Below are 16899 nucleotides of genomic sequence, written 5' to 3' on the forward strand. Positions count from 1 at the left end.
CCGTCCCAGACCCGGCCGTCCCAGACCCGGCCGTCCCAGACCCGGCCGTCCCAGACCCGGCCGTCCCAGATCCGTCCGTCCCAGATCCGTCCGTCCCAGATCCGTCCGTCCCAGATCCGTCCGTTCCACAGGACCCCGTTCCAGTTCCCGAGGCCGGGGCCGCGATCCACGAGGGTCCCGCCGCCGGCTGGCGGCACCGGTCCCGGACCGTCCACCGAGGCACGGACGACGCCCGCACCCACGGCGCTCGACGGAGCACCCGCGAGTGGGGTCGCGTCGCCGATCAGTCGCTCCTTCAGCTGGTTCGGGGTCAGGTTGGGCTCACTGGAGAGAACGAGCGCAGCGACACCCGCCGTGACCGCGGCCGACATCGAGGTGCCCGATCCGCGGAAGTACGCCTCTTCGACGACCGCGGTCGGGTTCGCTTGGTCGATGGTGGACCCGGGGGCTCGAAGGGACACGAGGTGCGCGCCGGGCGCGGCGACGTCCGGCTTGGCGGCGCCCCACGGCGTCGGACCTCGAGAGGTCCATTCCGTCGCGGCGTCGTCGGAAACTGAGGGAGTTCCACGGTCGTCGACGGCACCCGCGGTCATGAGCACAGGATCGAAGCCCGGCGAGTCGATGGTGCCGGCACCGGGTCCGTCGTTGCCGGCCGGAACGACGACGAATATGCCGTCGGCCCAAAGCTTGCGGAGTGCCCTGGTGAGCGGGTCGCGGTCCGGCGGATGGGTCGACGGCGACGACAGCGCCAGCAGCGCGACCCGCACGTTGAAGAGCGTGCGGGCGCTGTGTACGAGCTGGAGGCCGGCGAGCACCGTGCCGAGGGTCGTGGAACCGTCCGACACGGCGACCTTGATCGAGATCAGGTTCGCGCCGGGCGCGACCCCTACGTAGCGCCCCGCGGACGAGCTGCCGTCTCCGGCGATCAGCCCGGCCATGAACGTGCCGTGGCCGAACGTGTCGAGCGGCGCCTTCTCGGCCGTGAGATCCGCGACGGCGACGATGCGGCTGATCAGGTCGGGGACCGGTGCGACGCCCGTATCGACGAGGGCGACGCCGACGCCTTCGCCCGCGGTGTGCGCCCATGCGTCGACGGCGCCCACTTCGTATGGGAACGCACTCTCCGGCGCGGACGAGAAGGATGCGCTGCGCACGCGGAGCGTGCGATCGGCCGCCACCTCCACCATGCGCGAAAGCTCCGCGACGCGATCGGGCGGCACGCGAGCGGCAACGCCGTCGACGAGCGGGATCGACGCGGTGACCACACCGCCGACATCGCGAACCGCGCGCGTCGCGTCGTCCACGCTGCGACCCGTCGCGACGACCGGAACGAGCGAGGTCGCGCCCGCGAACGAGAGCAGCCCGAGGAACAGCACAACCACGAGCGCGCCGGCGGTGCGGCGACTTCGAGCAGACCCCACCCAGAGCGCGAACGACATGATGTCTTTCAGTCGGCATGACGCCCGGTTTTCCCAAGAGCCCGGATGCTTCGTTTCGCGGTTCCGGTCTGGCTAGGTCGGGCTAGGCCTTGCGGGCTATCCCCTGCCCCCGGATGGTCTCGTACGCGACGAGCCGGTCGGGTTTATGGTCGACGGGCTCCTACGGCGTACGGGCGGGCTCGAGACGCTTGAGGATCGAGAGCAGTTCGTCGGGGTCGAACGGCTTCGTCATGTAGTAGTCGCAGCCGGCGCGCCAGCCGGCCCACGTCGTGGCATCGTCGGTCTTCGCCGAAAGCATCAAAACCGGAACGGCGTTGAGGGACGGTTCCTCGCGGATCGACTTTAGGATGCTGATACCGTCCATCCCGGGCAGCATCACGTCCAAGATCACGAGGTCGAACGATCCGGGTCGCAACATCGCGAGCGCGCTCCGGCCTTCCGCGGCCACGGTGCTCTCGTAGCCGTCTGCACGGAGGATCTGCGCGATCATGTGGCTGACCGCTTCGTCGTCCTCCACCACCAGCACGCGCTTCGTCATCAGGCTCCGTCCCTTGACCTCCTCCTACTATCGGCCCGATCGGCGGCCGGGCACAGCACCCAGTCGGGGGATCTTGTGTCCCCCGAAGTACGCAGAGTTTCAGCCACGCAGCATCGCGAGATCGGCGCGGTCCGCCTCGTCGAAGTCCGCGGGCGGCCCTCCGGAGAGCAGATCCCTTAGCGATATGTCCTCGACCGCCCAATACATCACTGAATCACGATTGCTCGAGTGCTTGGGATGGGTCGGATCCTCGTGGTTGAACCGGGACTGATATCCGATATTCACCAACCCCAGGAGGTGTCCGACTTCGTGCGTGAGGACCGAGCGCTCGATCTCCGACGCCATGATCAGGGCGGAAGTCGCCTGCCCGATCCGATCCCGGAAAAGCACCGCAGCAGATGCGGCGAACGCCGCACCGAGCGCCGAATCAGCCTCGGCGAGCGAACCCCCCAGGTACGCGATCCACATCGTCACGCGAGCCCCGCCCGAGCGCTCGGCCCGGAACGCTCTCTCGGCCGCCACGAGATCGTCGACGGTCCAACTGGTATCGGTGGTCGCCATCTCGGCGCCGAGCCGGACGTCCACGCCCCCGGGCTTCGCCAGCTCGCGGTTGAGGATGCTCGCGAGGTGAGTGAGCGCGCTGCTCGAGGGCTTGCGGCCGCTCATCCAATCGACCTCGACAACGAGCGAGGACGCCGGAGACGGTTGCAGATAGGTCTTGGCCATCGCGCCGACCGCGGCGAGCTCCTGATACGACGTGCTCGGCGCGGGCGCGGAGCCTCCTGACGTGCTCCCCGGAGCCGGCGCCCCTTTGGTTGAGCCGGGAGTCGGCAAACCTTGTCCGATGCTCGGCACCTGCCCGGGGATCGTCGGCGACGCATCCGGGGGTGACGAGGTGACGGTGCACGCCGCGAGGAACAGCAGTGCGACAAAGGATGCGGAACGACGTTTCATCGGGCTACGGCTCGGCCGCTAGCCCATCCCAACGCCTTGCTGGCGCTGATAGCTCTTCCCCTCGGTGAGGAACGACGGCGCGATGGAGACCTCCACCCGCTGGAACTCGCGGATGTTCTGGTAGCCGCAGGTCGCCATCGACTCCCGCAGCGCGCCGAACAGGTTCATCGTGCCGTCGTTGACCGGCGCCGGGCCGAGCAGGATCTCCTTCATCGTTCCGACGGTCTTCGTCTTGACGCGAGCGCCTCGGGGCAGATCCGGGTGGAACGTCGCCATGCCCCAGTGGTAGCCGCGTCCCGGCGACTCCGACGCGCGGGTCAGCGGCGAGCCGATCATGACGGCATCCGCGCCGCACGCGATCGCCTTCGCGATGTCGCCGCCGGTCCGCATCCCGCCGTCGGCGATGACGTGAACATAACGGCCGGTCTCTTGCAGGTGCCGCATCCGCGCGCCGGCCGCGTCGGCGATCGCCGTTGCCTGCGGAATGCCGATGCCGAGAACCCCACGGGTCGTGCAGGCCGCGCCGGGCCCGACGCCGACGAGGATCCCCGCGGCTCCCGTCCTCATCAGATGGAGCGCCGTCTCGAACGAGGCGCACCCACCGACGATCACGGGGAGATCGTAGGAAGCGATGAACTGCTTGAGGTTGAGCGGCTCGACCTGCGTCGAGACGTGCTCGGCCGAAACGACGGTCCCCTGGATCACGAGGATATCGAGCTCGGCTTCGAGGGCGAGCTTGTGGTAGCGCTCGACGCGCTGCGGGGTGAGCGAGGCGGCGGCCGTGACGCCGGCTTCCTTGATCTCGCGGATGCGCTTGCCGATCAGCTCTTCCTTGATCGGTTCGCTGTAGATCTCCTGCATCCGCTTGGTGGCCTTGTCCTCGGAGAGCGTGGCGATCTCCTCGTACACGGAGGTCGGGTCGTCGTACCGGCTCCACAGTCCCTCGAGGTTCAGCACGGCGAGCCCGCCGAGGCGGCCGATCTCGACGGCCGTCTGGGGCGACACGGCGGCGTCCATCGCGCTGGCCGCCAGCGGGAGCTCGAAGCGGAACGCGTCGATCTCCCACGAGATGTCCACGTCGGCTCGGTCGCGGGTGCGTCGCGAGGGCACGATCGAGATGTCGTCGAAGCCGTACGCGCGTCGTCCGCTCTTACCGATGCCGATCTCTACTTCCGCCATCCGTTTCCTCCCCCGCCGTGCGCGATCCGCCTGGAAATAGCGTATCGGACCGGGATGGGCGATGCAGGGGCGGGAAAACCTCAGCTCAGCCCGAGTTCCTCACGTCGCTTCTTGGGGAGCATCGAGATCTGGTCCTTGTTGGCGCGCAGCGCATCCGGCCCGTAGCCGGCGATCGCACCTTTCAAACGCTCGGCCAGCGGCGACTTGGAAGAGCCGTACGCCTCGAGCAAAGCACCGAGCGCCTTGTCGCTCCCGACCGCGTCAAGCGCGAGAGTCAGCGCCTCGAGAGCTTGCCCGGCCCGGCCGCCGCGCTGCTCGTCGAACGCCGCGGCCACCGTGGCTCGCACCTCGTCATGCTCGCGCACGGACCGCAGGATCTCCAGGCCGACGTCGAGCTTCGCGTCGGACACCTTCGCGTCGGCACGGAGCAAGTCGAGCGCGACGCGCGCGCGGCGGACCGCCGCTCCACGCGGGAAGCCCCTGGCGGGAGCAGCCATGACGGGCTCCGGCTCGGGCTCCGGCTCGAGCTCGGGCTCGGGCTCCGGCTCGAGCTCGGGCTCGGGCTCCGGCTCGAGCTCGGGCTCGGGCTCCCCGAGACCTTCGAGGTCTTTGAACACCGGCAGTGAGACAGGGAGAGGCTCGACCTCGAGCTCCGGCTCTGCTTCTTCCTCGGGCTCCGGCTCTGCTTCTTCTTCGAGCTCGAGCTCACCTGGGAGGACCTCGCTGAGATCCAGGACTCCTCCCGAGGCAACGGGTACGGGCTCTTCTTCCTCGTCGAGGTCGGCGACACGGTGGGGCTCGTACGCTTCGGTCGGAAGCTCCTCGATCTCTTCCTCCGGCTCGAGGTCGCGCTTGCGCGGGATCGGCTCCATCTCCCACGCGTCGCGCCAGGCATCCGCGTCCGCGACCGGCCCCGGAACGACCTCAGCCGCTTCCTCGGCCTCGGCTCGGTCTACGTCGATCTCCGGCGGCAGGCCCACCTCGGGCTCTCGTCGCGCACGACGGCGACGACGCCAGCGCACGGCGGCGAGCACGACCCGAAGAAGCAGGAAGACGACGATCGCGATCGCGAGGATCCCCCACCACGGGGCCGAGTACCCCGACGCGGTCGCAACGACCTCGCTCGACCCGCGCCCGAAGGCGATGTTCGCGCGAGCGGTAACGCTTCCTGGAATCAAGGGAGCCGGCACGTCGACCGTCAGGATGCGCGTCCGGCCGGGCAGCACCGGCGTGCGAGCGACCAAAACCGTCGCCGTCACCCGAGACAACGCGTCGAGGATGGTTATCCGACCTGCGGCGATCACGTGCACGTTCCCCGTGTTCTCGAGGGTCAGCTTCACGGGGATCGACGAACGCACGGAGGGAGACGGGATGGTGACCCCTACGAGGCGTCCCCTGCGTGTGAGGATCCCGTCACCGGCGACTTGGATCAGGATGGGATGGATCACCTGAACGGAGTCGCCGCTCGTTGGGGTTCCGATGAGTCGTAACGCTGCGTAATATCCGCCTGCCGGGGTTCCGGACGGCGGAGTCATCGTCGCCGTTACGCGCCGCGAATTCTGCGCCGGAAGCTGGAAGACGGACGGCTCGACGCCACCCCACGGGACCGCGGAGGGAAGATCCGACGTCGCCGGCGAGATGAATCGTCCGTTCGGATCGACCTCGAGAGGCGCCAATGTGGCGCTGACGCTCATGGCCTCGTCGGAAAGGTTGACCACCGTGACCGTGTCCTGGACCATGCGCCCGGCGTCCGTCGAGACCTGACCGAGGGAGGGAGAAGCGCTGAGGCCGGCGGTCTCCTGAGCCGGCAGAGGCGTCGGGACGGCGAGCACAAGCGTTGCCGCGGCGGCGAATGACGCGAGCGCTCGGCGCATGGGGTCACTCTAAACGCAGGAAGCCGCCCTCAGATCGAGTAGGGGGCGGGGTTGACCCGCCCCCTCTCACACCACCGGACATGCGGGCCCGCATCCGGCGGTTCGCAAAGACTCCCGGACGCGGCGATAGGACTCGGTGAATCCGATCAAGCCAAGGGCCTGCCAGTAGGCATCTGGCATCGCTCGTTGCAGTGGAGCGGACCCCGCGATGCGCCAAGACCCCCGTCGCGTGTTGGCCCACTCGTAGGCCTTCTGCTTGGGGATGCCCAGCGAACGCAGCATCCGTATCTTGGTGCGGATCCGTTTCCACTGTTTCCATCGAGCTTGCCGCAGCCTGCGACGAAGCCATTGATCGAGTTCTGCAAATGTGCTCGGCGTGTCGGCGAGGCCGAAGTATCCGGTCCATCCGCGGACGAAGACGTTGATCGCTCCGATGCGGTGGCCCATCGACACTCCCCAGTTTCGGGCCGTGAGTCGCCGGATGCGATCCTTCGCGCGTTTGCGCGCCTTGGGATCGATCCGCACGCCCACGTTGCCCTTCCGCTTCATGAGTCCGAACCCGAGCAGGTGAGCTCGGGTGGCTGGTGCCACGGACGACTTGTCGCGGTTCACGCGGAGCTTCAATCGCCTCTCGACGAATCGGCAGATGCCCTCGAAGACGCGCTGCCCCGCACGCTCGGTCCGGACGTAGACGGTCACGTCGTCCGCGTAACGCACGAAACGATGCCCGCGCCTGTCCAGTTCCCTATCCAGATCGTCGAGCATGACGTTGGCGAGCAGCGGTGAGAGCGGTCCCCCTTGCGGGGTCCCCTCCTCGGTCCGCACACACACGCCCTGATCCATCACACCCGCGTTCAAGAAGACCCGGATGAGCTTGAGCACCCGCTTGTCTTTGACCCGCCGAGCGACCCGCGCCATGAGCGCGTCGTGGTTGATCCGGTCGAAGAACTGCTCCAGATCAAGATCCACGACGAAGCCGGACCCCTCCTCCACGAAGCGCCGGGCCTGGTTCACGGCCATATGGGCGCTGCGGTTCGGACGGAACCCGTAGCTGTGCTCGTGGAAATGCGGATCGAAGATCGGCGTGAGCACCTGCGCGATCGCCTGCTGGATCACCCGATCTGCCACCGTCGGCACCCCCAAGGGCCGCACCCCGCCGCCGGGCTTGGGAATCTCCACCCGACGAACCGGTGCGGACCGGTAGGTGCCGCCGTCGAGCGCGATTTTGATCGCGGGCCAGTGGATGCGCCAATGCGATCGCAGCTCGGCGGCGGGAACCCCGTCGATGCCGGGAGCGCCCCCGTTGCGCTCGACGCGTCTGATCGCCCGCTCTATGTTCCAAGGCGCGAACACCTCGGCCCACAGGTCACGGGCGGGGTGAGGAGTCTCCTCGCCGGTCGCCGACAGACGCATCTGCTCTGGACGGGGCCCTCGCGGCTTCACCGCTACCTCACCCGGCCAGACCCACCCACGGTGGGTTGGCTGCGATCTACGCGCCTGCACGAGCCCGGCGTGATCATCCCCAGCTTCACGTTCAGCCCTTCATGGCGTGGAGACGCGCCACTACTACGGCCTCTGCTGACTCCTGCCGAGTCCGACGCCGCATCGCTGCGACGACGGTCGGGCGGTGGCTCGACATCAGCCACGCTTGTGCGCACCGACACCCCGACAAGCCTCCCCGGATAAGAACAACCACTTTCCCCCTGCCGCCGCCGCATCTACGAAACGGTCTCTTGGTGGTCACGGACTTCGCTGTGAATTGCCAGCTCATCCAAACCGTCGCGCCTCATATGCGATGAAGTGTTCCTCGGTGCAGGGTTTCGCCTCGGGCTTCCTTCCCACCCCACCTCACGGTGACGCAGTTGCCTCCGGCTCGAACTATCGACCACCTAATCGTTCAGAGGACTTTCACCTCCAAGCGGTTGCCCATGACGGGCGTACAACGTGGATGGGCGGCCGCTCGGCCGCCCATCACGAAGATCCGAAATATTACTTCTTGGTCTTGCCCTTGATGACCGCCAGAAGGTCGCGCGCCGAGAGAACGAGATACTCGTCGCCTTCGACCTTGACCTCGGTCCCGCCGTACTTCGAGTAGATCACGCGGTCGCCCACCTTGACGTCCATGGGGATGCGCTTGCCGTCTTCGAACCGGCCCGGGCCGACCGCCATGACCTCGCCCTCTTGAGGCTTCTCCTTGGCGGTGTCCGGGATGATGATCCCGGTCGGCGTGCGCTGCGTTTCCTCTTCCAGCGCCTTCACGATCACCCGGTCCTCGAGCGGCTCCAGGTTGAAAGCCATATCGTCCCTCCCGTTTTCCTAGTTAGCACTCCCACTTGGCGAGTGCTAACGGAAATATAGCCACTCCGCAGCGTGCCAGTCAACCGGCCCCCGACCAAGGTGACCTGCAAGAATGGGCCGGTGACCGCCTACCGGCGCAAGTCGGTCCGAGCCTCGATCGGAGGCCCGCAGACAGACGCCCTCCTCCTCACGGGCGTCACGCTGTTCGACGGAGAGCAGTTCGAGGATCACCCGGTCGACGTCGCCACCCTCTTCGGCGCGATCGTGATGGTGGGTGACGGCCTTTACCTCGCGGGAGGCGGCGAGGTGGAGCGCGTCGAAGGCGGATACCTATTCCCGGGCTTCGTCGACGCTCACGTTCACCTCTCATTTTCCGAGCCCCACACGGTGGCGGCCGGCGGCGTCACCGGCGTTCTGGATCTGGGGTCGCCCCTCGCGTACGCCTTCGCAGAGCATCCGCCGCTCCGCTTCGCCGCGGCCGGTCCGCTCATCACCGCGCGCCGCGGTTATCCGACGACTTCATGGGGAGCCAACGGGTACGGCATCGAGGTCGGCGATACCGGCCAAGCCCGCGACGCGGTCGCATTGCTCGCCGACGGCGGCGCCGTCGTCGTCAAGGTCGCCATCGAGCCCGCCGGCAGCCCGACGCTCGATGCCCGAACGCTGAGCGCCGTCGTCGACGCAGCGCAGAGCAGGGGGCTGAAGGTCGCCGCGCACGCGCTCTCCGTCGATGCCGTGCGGGATGCGCTGACTGCAGGCGTCGACGTCCTCGCGCACACCCCCATGGAGCGTTTGCCCGAGGACTTGATCGCTTCGCTCGGCGCGAACGGCGTCACCGTGATCTCAACGCTCCGTGCCTTCGGGGCGCACGACTCCACCCGCGAGAACCTCGCCGCGCTCGCGGCCGCCGGATGCCCGATCGCGTACGGAACCGACCTCGGAAACGGAAGCATCCGACCCGGCATCGACCCGGCCGAGCTCGAGCTCCTCGAGCACGCGCTCGGCGATCGCACGCGGGCGCTGGCCGCCGCGACCTCGGTGGCGGGTGCGCTCGCCGGCGCGGGCGGACGCATCGCTCCGGATCTGCCGGCGGATCTGCTGTGGGTACCGCGGTTCGAGTCCTTCGAGGATCTCACGCGCGACGCGCGGATCTGGATCGGCGAGCGATGAGAGGACCGGCGGACCTGCTGGCCTGGCGAGACGAGTTTCCCGCGGTGAAGAGCACGACGTTCCTCGGCGCTCACACGCTCGGGCCGCTGTCCCGCCGCGTCCGCAGTGCGATCGACGGCTTCCTCGACGCGTGGGAACGGAAGCCTTCCCCGGAGAAGCTGTGGTTCGAGGACATCATCCCCGAGATGCGTCGCCTCGAGGGGCTGTTCGCGAAGGCGATCGGCGCCGATCCGGACGAGGTTGCGCTCACGCCGTCGGTCTCGACCGGCCTGTCTTCGCTTGCGTCGTGCATGGATTTCGGTGAGCGCAACGAGATCGTTCTCTCGCGGCAGGAGTTCCCCACCGATTGCCACGTCTGGCTCGCGCAGGAGCGGCGCGGCGCCCACGTCGTGTGGGTCGACGGCAAGGATGAGGACGCGTATCGCGCCGCGATCGGTCCGCGAACCGGTGTCGTCAGCGCCTCGCGCGTTTCCTATCTCGACGGTGCGATGCTCGACCCGAGCACGCTCGCGGCCACGTGCCGCGAAGCCCGGGTCTTCTGCATCCTCGACGACTATCACGGTTCCGGAGTCGTTCCGCTCGACGTGCACGCTACGGGAGCCGAAGCGCTCTTCGGCGGGCCGCTGAAGTATCTCCTCGGCGGCCCCGGCATCTCGTTCGTCTACGTCCGGCGCGACGTCGCGCCGGTCCTGGCGCCGACGATCACCGGGTGGTTCAGCCAGAAAGACTTCTTCGCCTTCGACAACTCGGCGAACGAGTGGCCGGACAACGCCCAGCGCCTCGCCCTCGGCACGCCTTCCCCGACCGCGATCTATGCGGCCGCGGCCGGGCTCGACACCATCCACGCGGTGGGCATCGATCGGATCCGAGCGCGGTCGCTCGAGCTGACGTCGTATTGCATCGAGCGCGCCGACGAGGCCGGCTTCACGGTCAGTACGCCGCGGGACCCGTCACGCCGAGGCGGTCTCGTCGCGTTCGAGGTTCCCGAATCGAAGCACGTGCTCGAGCGCTTACTGGACGCAGACGTGATCGTGGACGAACGCCACGGCGCGCTCCGCGTGTGCCCGCACTTCTACTCGAGCGAGGACGACATCGACGTGTTGTTCGCCGCGCTCAAACGGTTCGGCTAAGCCTTCTCCGCGGGCTCGGCCACGACGTGGGTGGTCGGGAGCCGGAAGACGCGCTCGACGCGGTGCGGCAGATCCTGCTTCAGCCAGCGAGAGATCCCGACGGGCAGCGTCGAGACGATGATCTCTTGGTACGCCGGCTGCTCCGACAGGGTGTCGGCGATGGCGTGGATCGGACGGTGGTCGCCCACGATGCCCTCGACCTCGGCGCCGACTTCGCGGAGTCCGGCGAGAGCCTCCCGCATCCGCTCGTCGGCGGCCGCATGGGTCTGGCCCTCGCTCCAAGTCCCCTCCGTCGGGGAAGCCGGAACGAGGAGCGTGAACACGCTGGGGCTCTCCTCGATCTTCTTGCGGACCACTTGCTTGAGGTGCGACCCGCCGGCGGTCTGGTTCGCAACGATAAGGATGCGTCGGGGCTCCATCCGCAACCACCTCCTGGTTCCCTTATATGCCACGCGGGGGGCGCTTGGACACCCCGTGTCAACCCTCTAAGGGGGTTCGGGCGTATAAGGACCGTGAACGAGGCCGTCGGAACCCTCGGGGAGCGGGCCATCGCGGTCTTCCGTCCATCGACGTCCCGCCTAGACCGTCTCGGCGAGTGGTTCGCCGCCGAGTACGAGTCGCTGCTGCGGTTCGCGTACTTCCTGACCGGAGAACGGGCCGCCGCCGAGGATCTCGTTCAGGACACCTTCGTCCGTCTATATGGGGCGGACCGGCGGATCGAGGAGGCAGGATTCACCGCATACGCCAGGCGCACGATGGTCAATCTGCGGCGCTCGATGTTTCGGCGACGCGCGCCCGAGCGAAGAGCACTCGCCACGCAGCTCGAGCCGAGCCACGCCGATCCCGAGCCGACAGATCACGTCTGGCGTGCGATCTTGAAACTTCCTCGCCAGCAGCGTGCGTGCGTGGCGCTGAGGTTCTACGAAGACCTGACGGAGCAAGAGATCGCCGACACCCTCGGCGTCACCATAGGAACGATCAAGAAGCAGATGCACCGAGCGATGAACAGCTTGCGCCAAGCACTTGGGGAACGGAGTGAGCCATGAGCCTCGAGATTGAGATCCGCGAAGCGTTCGAACGGCACTCCGCCGACGCGACGCCGGCCGGCGACATGTGGACCGGCATCGAGCGTCGCATCCGGCGGAGCCATCGCACCCGCATGATCCTCTCGGGCGCGGGTGCCGCGATGGCGATCGCGGCGATCGCGTTCGCAGTTCCGCGCCTTGTCGCTGACACGGTCGAGCCCATCCTGCCGCGGCCGGTACCCGCGAGCACGCCCGTCATCACAGCCACGATACCGGTGGGCGAGTTCGGGCTCGCCGCGGGAGAAGATGCGGTCTGGGCGATCCAGAGGGACCTCTCGGGCGGGACACTCGTCAGGATCGCGACACGTACCAACAAGGTTGTGGCAAGGATCGCACTAGGTCTTGCACCCCTGTCCGTCGCCGTCGGCGAGGATGCGGTCTGGGTAACGAACTCTCGCGGATGCAGCTCATTCGTCAGCTGCGACCCGGAAGCCTCGCCTCTCCCGGAGCCGTTCCCCGAGCAGAACAGCCTGATGCGGATCGACCCCCGCACGAACCGCGTGGTCGCCACCGTGCGCATGAAAGATCCAATCGATGTCGCGACCGGATTCGACGCCGTCTGGGTAACGGCCGCGGAGGAAACGGGGACCGGCATCGCCCTGGTGCGGGTCGATCCGAGGAGCAATCTCGTGTCGGCTCGCGTGTCCCTCGGCGAGAGTGGCGTCCTGGCGTTTGTGGCTACCGGTGAGGGTTCGGTCTGGGTGACCACGGTGCCCGAATCGAATGGTGGGGCGGCCCGTACGCGCGTTCACCGGATCGATCCGAGCACGAACACGATCGTCGAGACGATCGAGGTCGCGGGCATGGACGGACCTGCTGCCCTTGCCGTGGGGGAGGGAGCGGTGTGGGTGGCGGTCTTGGGACCAGTCGGTCCCAGCGCGATCGCCCGGATAGATCCACGCACGAACCGGGTTACAGCGACCGTCGTCCTGCCCGAGGCCCCGCCCGACGGCCTGCAGGACGTCACAACGGCGGAGGGATACGTCTGGGCGACGAGCCGTCGCGGGTATCTGTGGAGGGTCGACCCGCGGGTCCTCGCACCGTTCGGGGATCCATTGCTCATCGGCGGGATGCCCGCGACGACCGTCGTTTTCGGATCCGGCTCGCTGTGGGTAGGGTCGGGGGACGGGAACATCCGGCGGATCGCACCCTGAGCGCCGACGGACCCCTCTCCGGTGTGACGTTTCCCTAGGTTCGCGGCCCGGCGTCGGTCGCGATTGAATGGTGTTTCACCTACCGAGGAGGGCCCCCATGCCCGAGGCAGTGATCGTCTCCGCAGCCCGCACCCCGATCGGACGTGCGGCGAAGGGTTCGCTCGTCAATGCCCGGCCCGACGACCTCGGGGCCTTCGCCGTTCGGACCGCCATGGAAAAGGTCCCCCAGCTCGACCCGGCCGAGATCGTCGACGTCATGGTCGGGTGCGGCTTCCCCGAAGGCGAACAGGGGATGAATCTCGGCCGTCGGGTCGCCCTGCTCGCCGGGCTCCCCCACTCCGTTCCCGGCACGACGGTGAACCGCTTCTGCGCGTCGAGCCTCCAGACGATCCGCATGGCCTTCCACGCGATCAAGGCCGGCGAGGGCGACGCGTTCGTCGCGGCGGGCATCGAGTCCGTAAGCCGCGTCAACCAGATGCCGCGCGATTTCTCCGAGCTCCACCCCAAGCTCCTCGGTGAGATCGCCAACGTCTACATCACGATGGGGATGACCGCGGAGAACGTCGCCGAGCGGTTCGACGTCTCCCGCGAGGAGATGGACCGGTTCGCGCTCCAGTCCCAGGAGCGTGCGATCGCCGCCATCGACTCGGGCTTCTACGCCCGAGAGATAACGCCGTACACGCTCGACGACGGCACGGTCGTCTCGGCCGACGACGGGCCGCGACGAGGCACGGCGCTCGAGAAGCTCGCCAGCCTCAAGCCGGTCTTCAAGGACGACGGTGTCGTCACCGCCGGCAACGCCTGCCCGCTGAACGACGGCGGGGCGGCGGTGGTCGTGATGAGCGAGGAGCGCGCGCGCCAGCTCGAGATCAAGCCGCTCGCCCGGATCATCGCGAGCGCGGTGTCGGGCATCGACCCGGAGATCATGGGCGTCGGCCCCATCGAGGCGGTCCGCAAGGTCCTCAAGCAGTCCGGGATGTCGATCGAGGACGTCGACGTCGTGGAGCTCAACGAGGCGTTCGCCGCGCAGGTGATCCCCGTCTGCCGCGAGGTCGGCGTCGATCACTTCTCCGACAAGCTCAACCCGCACGGCGGTGCGATCGCGCTCGGCCACCCGTACGGTATGACCGGCGCCCGCATCATGAACACGCTGCTGAACGACTTGCAGACGCTGGACCGCACGATCGGGCTGGAGACGATGTGCGTCGGCGGCGGGCAGGGCATGGCGATGATCATCGAGCGACTCTGAGGCGATGACGCTCGATATCCGGCCGGTCACCCCAGATCGGTGGGACGATCTCGTCGAGCTGTTCGGCCCGCGTGGCGCCGTCGCCGGCTGCTGGTGCATGTGGTGGCGGCTGTCTGCCAAGGAATGGGAGCAGAAGGCCTACGAGGGCAACCGGCGCTCGATGCGCAAGCTGGTCGACGCCGGCGAACGCCCCGGCCTGCTCGCCTACCGGGGCGGCAAGCCGGTCGGCTGGGTTTCAGTGGCGCCCCGCGAGCAGTTCTCGCGCATCGAGCGCTCGCGCGTCCTCGGCCCGATCGACGACGAGGTGGTCTGGTCCGTTGTCTGCTTCTTCATCCACCGCAAGGAGCGGGGCGCCGGCGTGGGGGCGGCGTTGCTCAACGCGGCGGTGGACGCCGCGGCGAAACGCGGCGCCCGCATCGTAGAGGGCTACCCTGTCGACCCGCGCGGCGGCAAGACCTCGAACGGCAGCGCGTTCACCGGCGTCGCGTCGATGTTCCGCGATGCAGGCTTCGAAGAGGTTGAACGCCGAAGCGCCGGCCGACCGATCATGCGGAAACGGATTCGCCCTCGCGGCCGAGCCAGGACAGGACCAGCTCGTTGATGACATCCGGGCGACTCCGGTGGATGAAGTGCTGCCCTCCCTCCGGTAGCTCCAGACGGAATTCTCCGATGAAGAACGCGGCGTGGTTCTCGGCGAACGCCGCGAGCGGATCATCCTTACCGAAGATCGCCATGGTGGGAACGCCGATCGTTCCGCCCAGACGTCCCCGCATGGACTCCAGCGCCGGGTCGGACGGCGCTTGGCCGAACGTCGCGCGGTAGTAGCCCAGCGCTGCACTCAGCGCTCCCTCACCGGCGAGCGTTCGCTTCACGCGAGCGATGTGTTCGGGATCCTCGTGTCCGGGCTCCCAGAACCGCCACAGGTAGTCGACGTAAGCGAAGTCGTTGGCCGCGATCGCCGCCTCGGGTATGTGCGGCATCTGGTGGAACCAGACGTGGAACGTGTGATGGAGGAGCTCGGGCATCGTCAGGATCCCAGCGGCCGCCTGCGGAAGCGGCACCGCCATCACAACGGCCCGACGGACGACCTCCGGATACAGCTGCATCAGCGTGAAGCCGATGAGCGTGCCCCAGTCGCTTCCAACGTAGAACGCGGGCTCGCCGCCGTTGAGCTCGCGGATCAGCTCCCGCGCATCGGTCGCAAGGGTCACCGCATCGTAGAAGCCGCCTTCCGGGATCTCGCTCGGCGGGTACCCACGCAGGTACGGAGCGACGGCCCGGTACCCGGCCTCGGCGAGCACGGGCATCTGATACTCCCAGGTGTAGGCGTTGTCCGGGAACCCGTGGAGCAGCAGGACCAGCGGCCCCGACCCCTGCTCGAGGTAGGCGAACTCAAGGCCGTTCGCCTTGACGGTTCCTTCGCGCATGGTCACGCGAGCGCCATGTTCGGGTTCGCCGACACGTCGAGCGGCGTCGACTCGCCGCGCGCGAGCCGCCGGATGCCGGCCGCGGCGATCATCGCGCCGTTGTCGGTGCACAGCGACAGCGCCGGCGTGACGATCGTCAGCCCGCGCTTGGAACCTTCCTCGGACATGCGCGCTCGGAGGCGACTGTTCGCCGCTACCCCGCCGACGACGATCACCGTGCTCACGCCGCGCTCATCGGCCGCGCGCAACGTCTTCGCGATCTGCACGTCTACGATCGCCTCCTGGAACGACGCGGCCAGGTCTTCCGCGTCGATCTCCTCACCGGCGTCGTGGCGCTCGCGGATCCACCGGATCACCGCGGTCTTCAGTCCCGAGTAGGAGAAGTCGTAGCTGTCGTCCTTCATCATCGCCCGCGGGAACTTGTAGGCCGCCGGGTTCCCGCCCTGCGACAGCTGGTCGATCGCGGGGCCGCCGGGGAATCCCAGCCCGATGAACCGCGCGATCTTGTCGAACGCTTCACCGGCCGCGTCGTCGATCGTCGAGCCGAGGATCTCGAACCGGCCGTGCTCGGCGAGCTCGGTGATCATCGTGTGTCCGCCGGACACGATCAGCGCGATCACCGGCGGTTCCAGCTCGGGCCGCTCGAGGAACGCCGCCTCCACGTGACCCTCGAGGTGGTTCACCCCGATCAGCGGCACGTCCAGGACCGCCGCGAGCGACTTCGCCGCCGAGACGCCGACGAGCAGCGCGCCGACGAGGCCGGGCCCGACGGTTACCGCGATCCCGTCGAGATCGCCGAACGACACGCCGGCCTCGTCCATCGCCTGCGCGAGCAAGATGTTCAGCGAGACCAGATGCTGGCGTGAGGCCAGCTCGGGCACGACGCCGCCGAAACGCGCGTGCAGATCGGTTTGCGACGAAAGCAGGTTCGATCGGATCCGTCCGTCCTCGACCACAGCGACGCCGGTCTCGTCGCAGGAGGTCTCGAGCCCAAGGACGATCAGCCGCTCATCCCCACGCTGCGCCTGATCCGCGACAAACGCTCGTCCATCTCGGCGGAGTTCAAGTCGTCGATCCACATCACGAGCGCGTCCTCGCCTGTCTCGGCGTAGTAGTTCTTGCGCACGCCGACCGGCCGGAACCCGAACCACGAATAGAGCCGCTGGGCAGGCCAGTTGGCGACGCGCACCTCGAGCGCGAGCGAACGCACCGGCCGGCGCCGGGCCTCCTCGACAAGCGCAAGGAGGATCCGCGTCCCGATCTTGCGGTGTTGCGTCGCGGGATCCACGGCGAGCGTCGTGATGTGTCCCTCGTCCAGGTGGCACATCAGCCCGCCGTATCCCACCAGCGTCTTGCCCGAGTACGCGACCAGATAGTGGCGTGACGTCCGCTGCGCCAGCTC

17 protein-coding genes are annotated in these 16899 nt (G+C 68.0%); 6 read left to right on the forward strand and 11 right to left on the reverse strand.

Annotation, left to right across the window (positions count from 1 at the left end; genetic code table 11):
* From WEB06_08595 to groES, 7 genes are all read right to left on the reverse strand, one after another.
* Positions 1-1439 (reverse strand): S8 family serine peptidase (locus WEB06_08595; protein MEX2555677.1); only part of this gene is annotated, 1439 nt, incomplete at its 3' end.
* Between the two features lie 160 nt (positions 1440-1599).
* Positions 1600-1977, reverse strand: coding sequence for a response regulator transcription factor (locus WEB06_08600; GenBank protein MEX2555678.1), 378 nt, complete (start codon positions 1975-1977; stop codon positions 1600-1602).
* Between the two features lie 99 nt (positions 1978-2076).
* Positions 2077-2931 (reverse strand): hypothetical protein, encoded by an 855-nt coding sequence (locus WEB06_08605; GenBank protein MEX2555679.1) that lies wholly within the window; start codon positions 2929-2931, stop codon positions 2077-2079.
* 18 nt (positions 2932-2949) lie between these two features.
* Complete coding sequence (locus tag WEB06_08610; GenBank protein ID MEX2555680.1) at positions 2950-4110, reverse strand: GuaB3 family IMP dehydrogenase-related protein; 1161 nt, start codon at positions 4108-4110, stop codon at positions 2950-2952.
* Positions 4111-4190: 80 nt separating this feature from the next.
* Complete coding sequence (locus WEB06_08615) at positions 4191-5984, reverse strand: hypothetical protein (protein MEX2555681.1); 1794 nt, start codon at positions 5982-5984, stop codon at positions 4191-4193.
* 66 nt (positions 5985-6050) lie between these two features.
* A complete protein-coding gene (gene ltrA / locus WEB06_08620) occupies positions 6051-7397 on the reverse strand; it encodes a group II intron reverse transcriptase/maturase (GenBank protein ID MEX2555682.1) in 1347 nt (448 codons plus the stop codon).
* A gap of 576 nt (positions 7398-7973) precedes the next feature.
* Positions 7974-8282, reverse strand: a complete 309-nt coding sequence (gene groES, locus WEB06_08625; protein MEX2555683.1) for a co-chaperone GroES — start codon at positions 8280-8282, stop codon at positions 7974-7976.
* A gap of 120 nt (positions 8283-8402) precedes the next feature.
* On the opposite strand from groES, the gene WEB06_08630 reads away from it, so the two are divergent.
* Positions 8403-9452: an amidohydrolase family protein gene (locus WEB06_08630; protein ID MEX2555684.1), complete on the forward strand. Its 1050-nt coding sequence runs from the start codon at positions 8403-8405 to the stop codon at positions 9450-9452.
* Positions 9453-9496: 44 nt separating this feature from the next.
* Positions 9497-10582 (forward strand): aminotransferase class V-fold PLP-dependent enzyme, encoded by a 1086-nt coding sequence (locus tag WEB06_08635; GenBank protein MEX2555685.1) that lies wholly within the window; start codon positions 9497-9499, stop codon positions 10580-10582.
* Here WEB06_08635 and WEB06_08640 read toward each other — a convergent pair.
* A complete protein-coding gene (locus tag WEB06_08640) occupies positions 10579-11001 on the reverse strand; it encodes a hypothetical protein (protein MEX2555686.1) in 423 nt (140 codons plus the stop codon). The two genes, WEB06_08635 and WEB06_08640, sit on opposite strands and share 4 nt — an antisense overlap.
* Positions 11002-11094: 93 nt before the next feature.
* On the opposite strand from WEB06_08640, the gene WEB06_08645 reads away from it, so the two are divergent.
* The 4 genes from WEB06_08645 to WEB06_08660 all read left to right on the forward strand — a co-directional run bounded on the left by WEB06_08645 (position 11095) and on the right by WEB06_08660 (position 14671).
* Positions 11095-11628, forward strand: coding sequence for a SigE family RNA polymerase sigma factor (locus tag WEB06_08645; protein MEX2555687.1), 534 nt, complete (start codon positions 11095-11097; stop codon positions 11626-11628).
* Positions 11625-12821 carry a hypothetical protein gene (locus WEB06_08650; GenBank protein ID MEX2555688.1) on the forward strand — a complete coding sequence of 399 codons (1197 nt, stop codon included), beginning with the start codon at positions 11625-11627 and terminating at the stop codon, positions 12819-12821. Before WEB06_08645 ends, WEB06_08650 begins: the two co-directional genes overlap by 4 nt.
* A 97-nt stretch (positions 12822-12918) precedes the next feature.
* Positions 12919-14070, forward strand: a complete 1152-nt coding sequence (locus tag WEB06_08655; GenBank protein ID MEX2555689.1) for an acetyl-CoA C-acyltransferase — start codon at positions 12919-12921, stop codon at positions 14068-14070.
* A gap of 4 nt (positions 14071-14074) precedes the next feature.
* Complete coding sequence (locus WEB06_08660; protein MEX2555690.1) at positions 14075-14671, forward strand: GNAT family N-acetyltransferase; 597 nt, start codon at positions 14075-14077, stop codon at positions 14669-14671.
* On the opposite strand, the gene WEB06_08665 is transcribed toward WEB06_08660, so the two are convergent.
* The 3 genes from WEB06_08665 to rimI all read right to left on the reverse strand — a co-directional run.
* Complete coding sequence (locus WEB06_08665) at positions 14616-15497, reverse strand: alpha/beta hydrolase (GenBank protein MEX2555691.1); 882 nt, start codon at positions 15495-15497, stop codon at positions 14616-14618. The two genes, WEB06_08660 and WEB06_08665, sit on opposite strands and share 56 nt — an antisense overlap.
* A gap of 2 nt (positions 15498-15499) precedes the next feature.
* A complete protein-coding gene (gene tsaD, locus WEB06_08670; protein ID MEX2555692.1) occupies positions 15500-16576 on the reverse strand; it encodes a tRNA (adenosine(37)-N6)-threonylcarbamoyltransferase complex transferase subunit TsaD in 1077 nt (358 codons plus the stop codon).
* Positions 16498-16899: ribosomal protein S18-alanine N-acetyltransferase (rimI, locus tag WEB06_08675; GenBank protein MEX2555693.1), on the reverse strand; the 402-nt coding region annotated here is incomplete at its 5' end. The genes rimI and tsaD, both read right to left, overlap by 79 nt.

It is taken from the genome of Actinomycetota bacterium, assembly GCA_040905475.1.
Taxonomy (GTDB): Bacteria; Actinomycetota; AC-67; order AC-67; family AC-67; genus DATFGK01.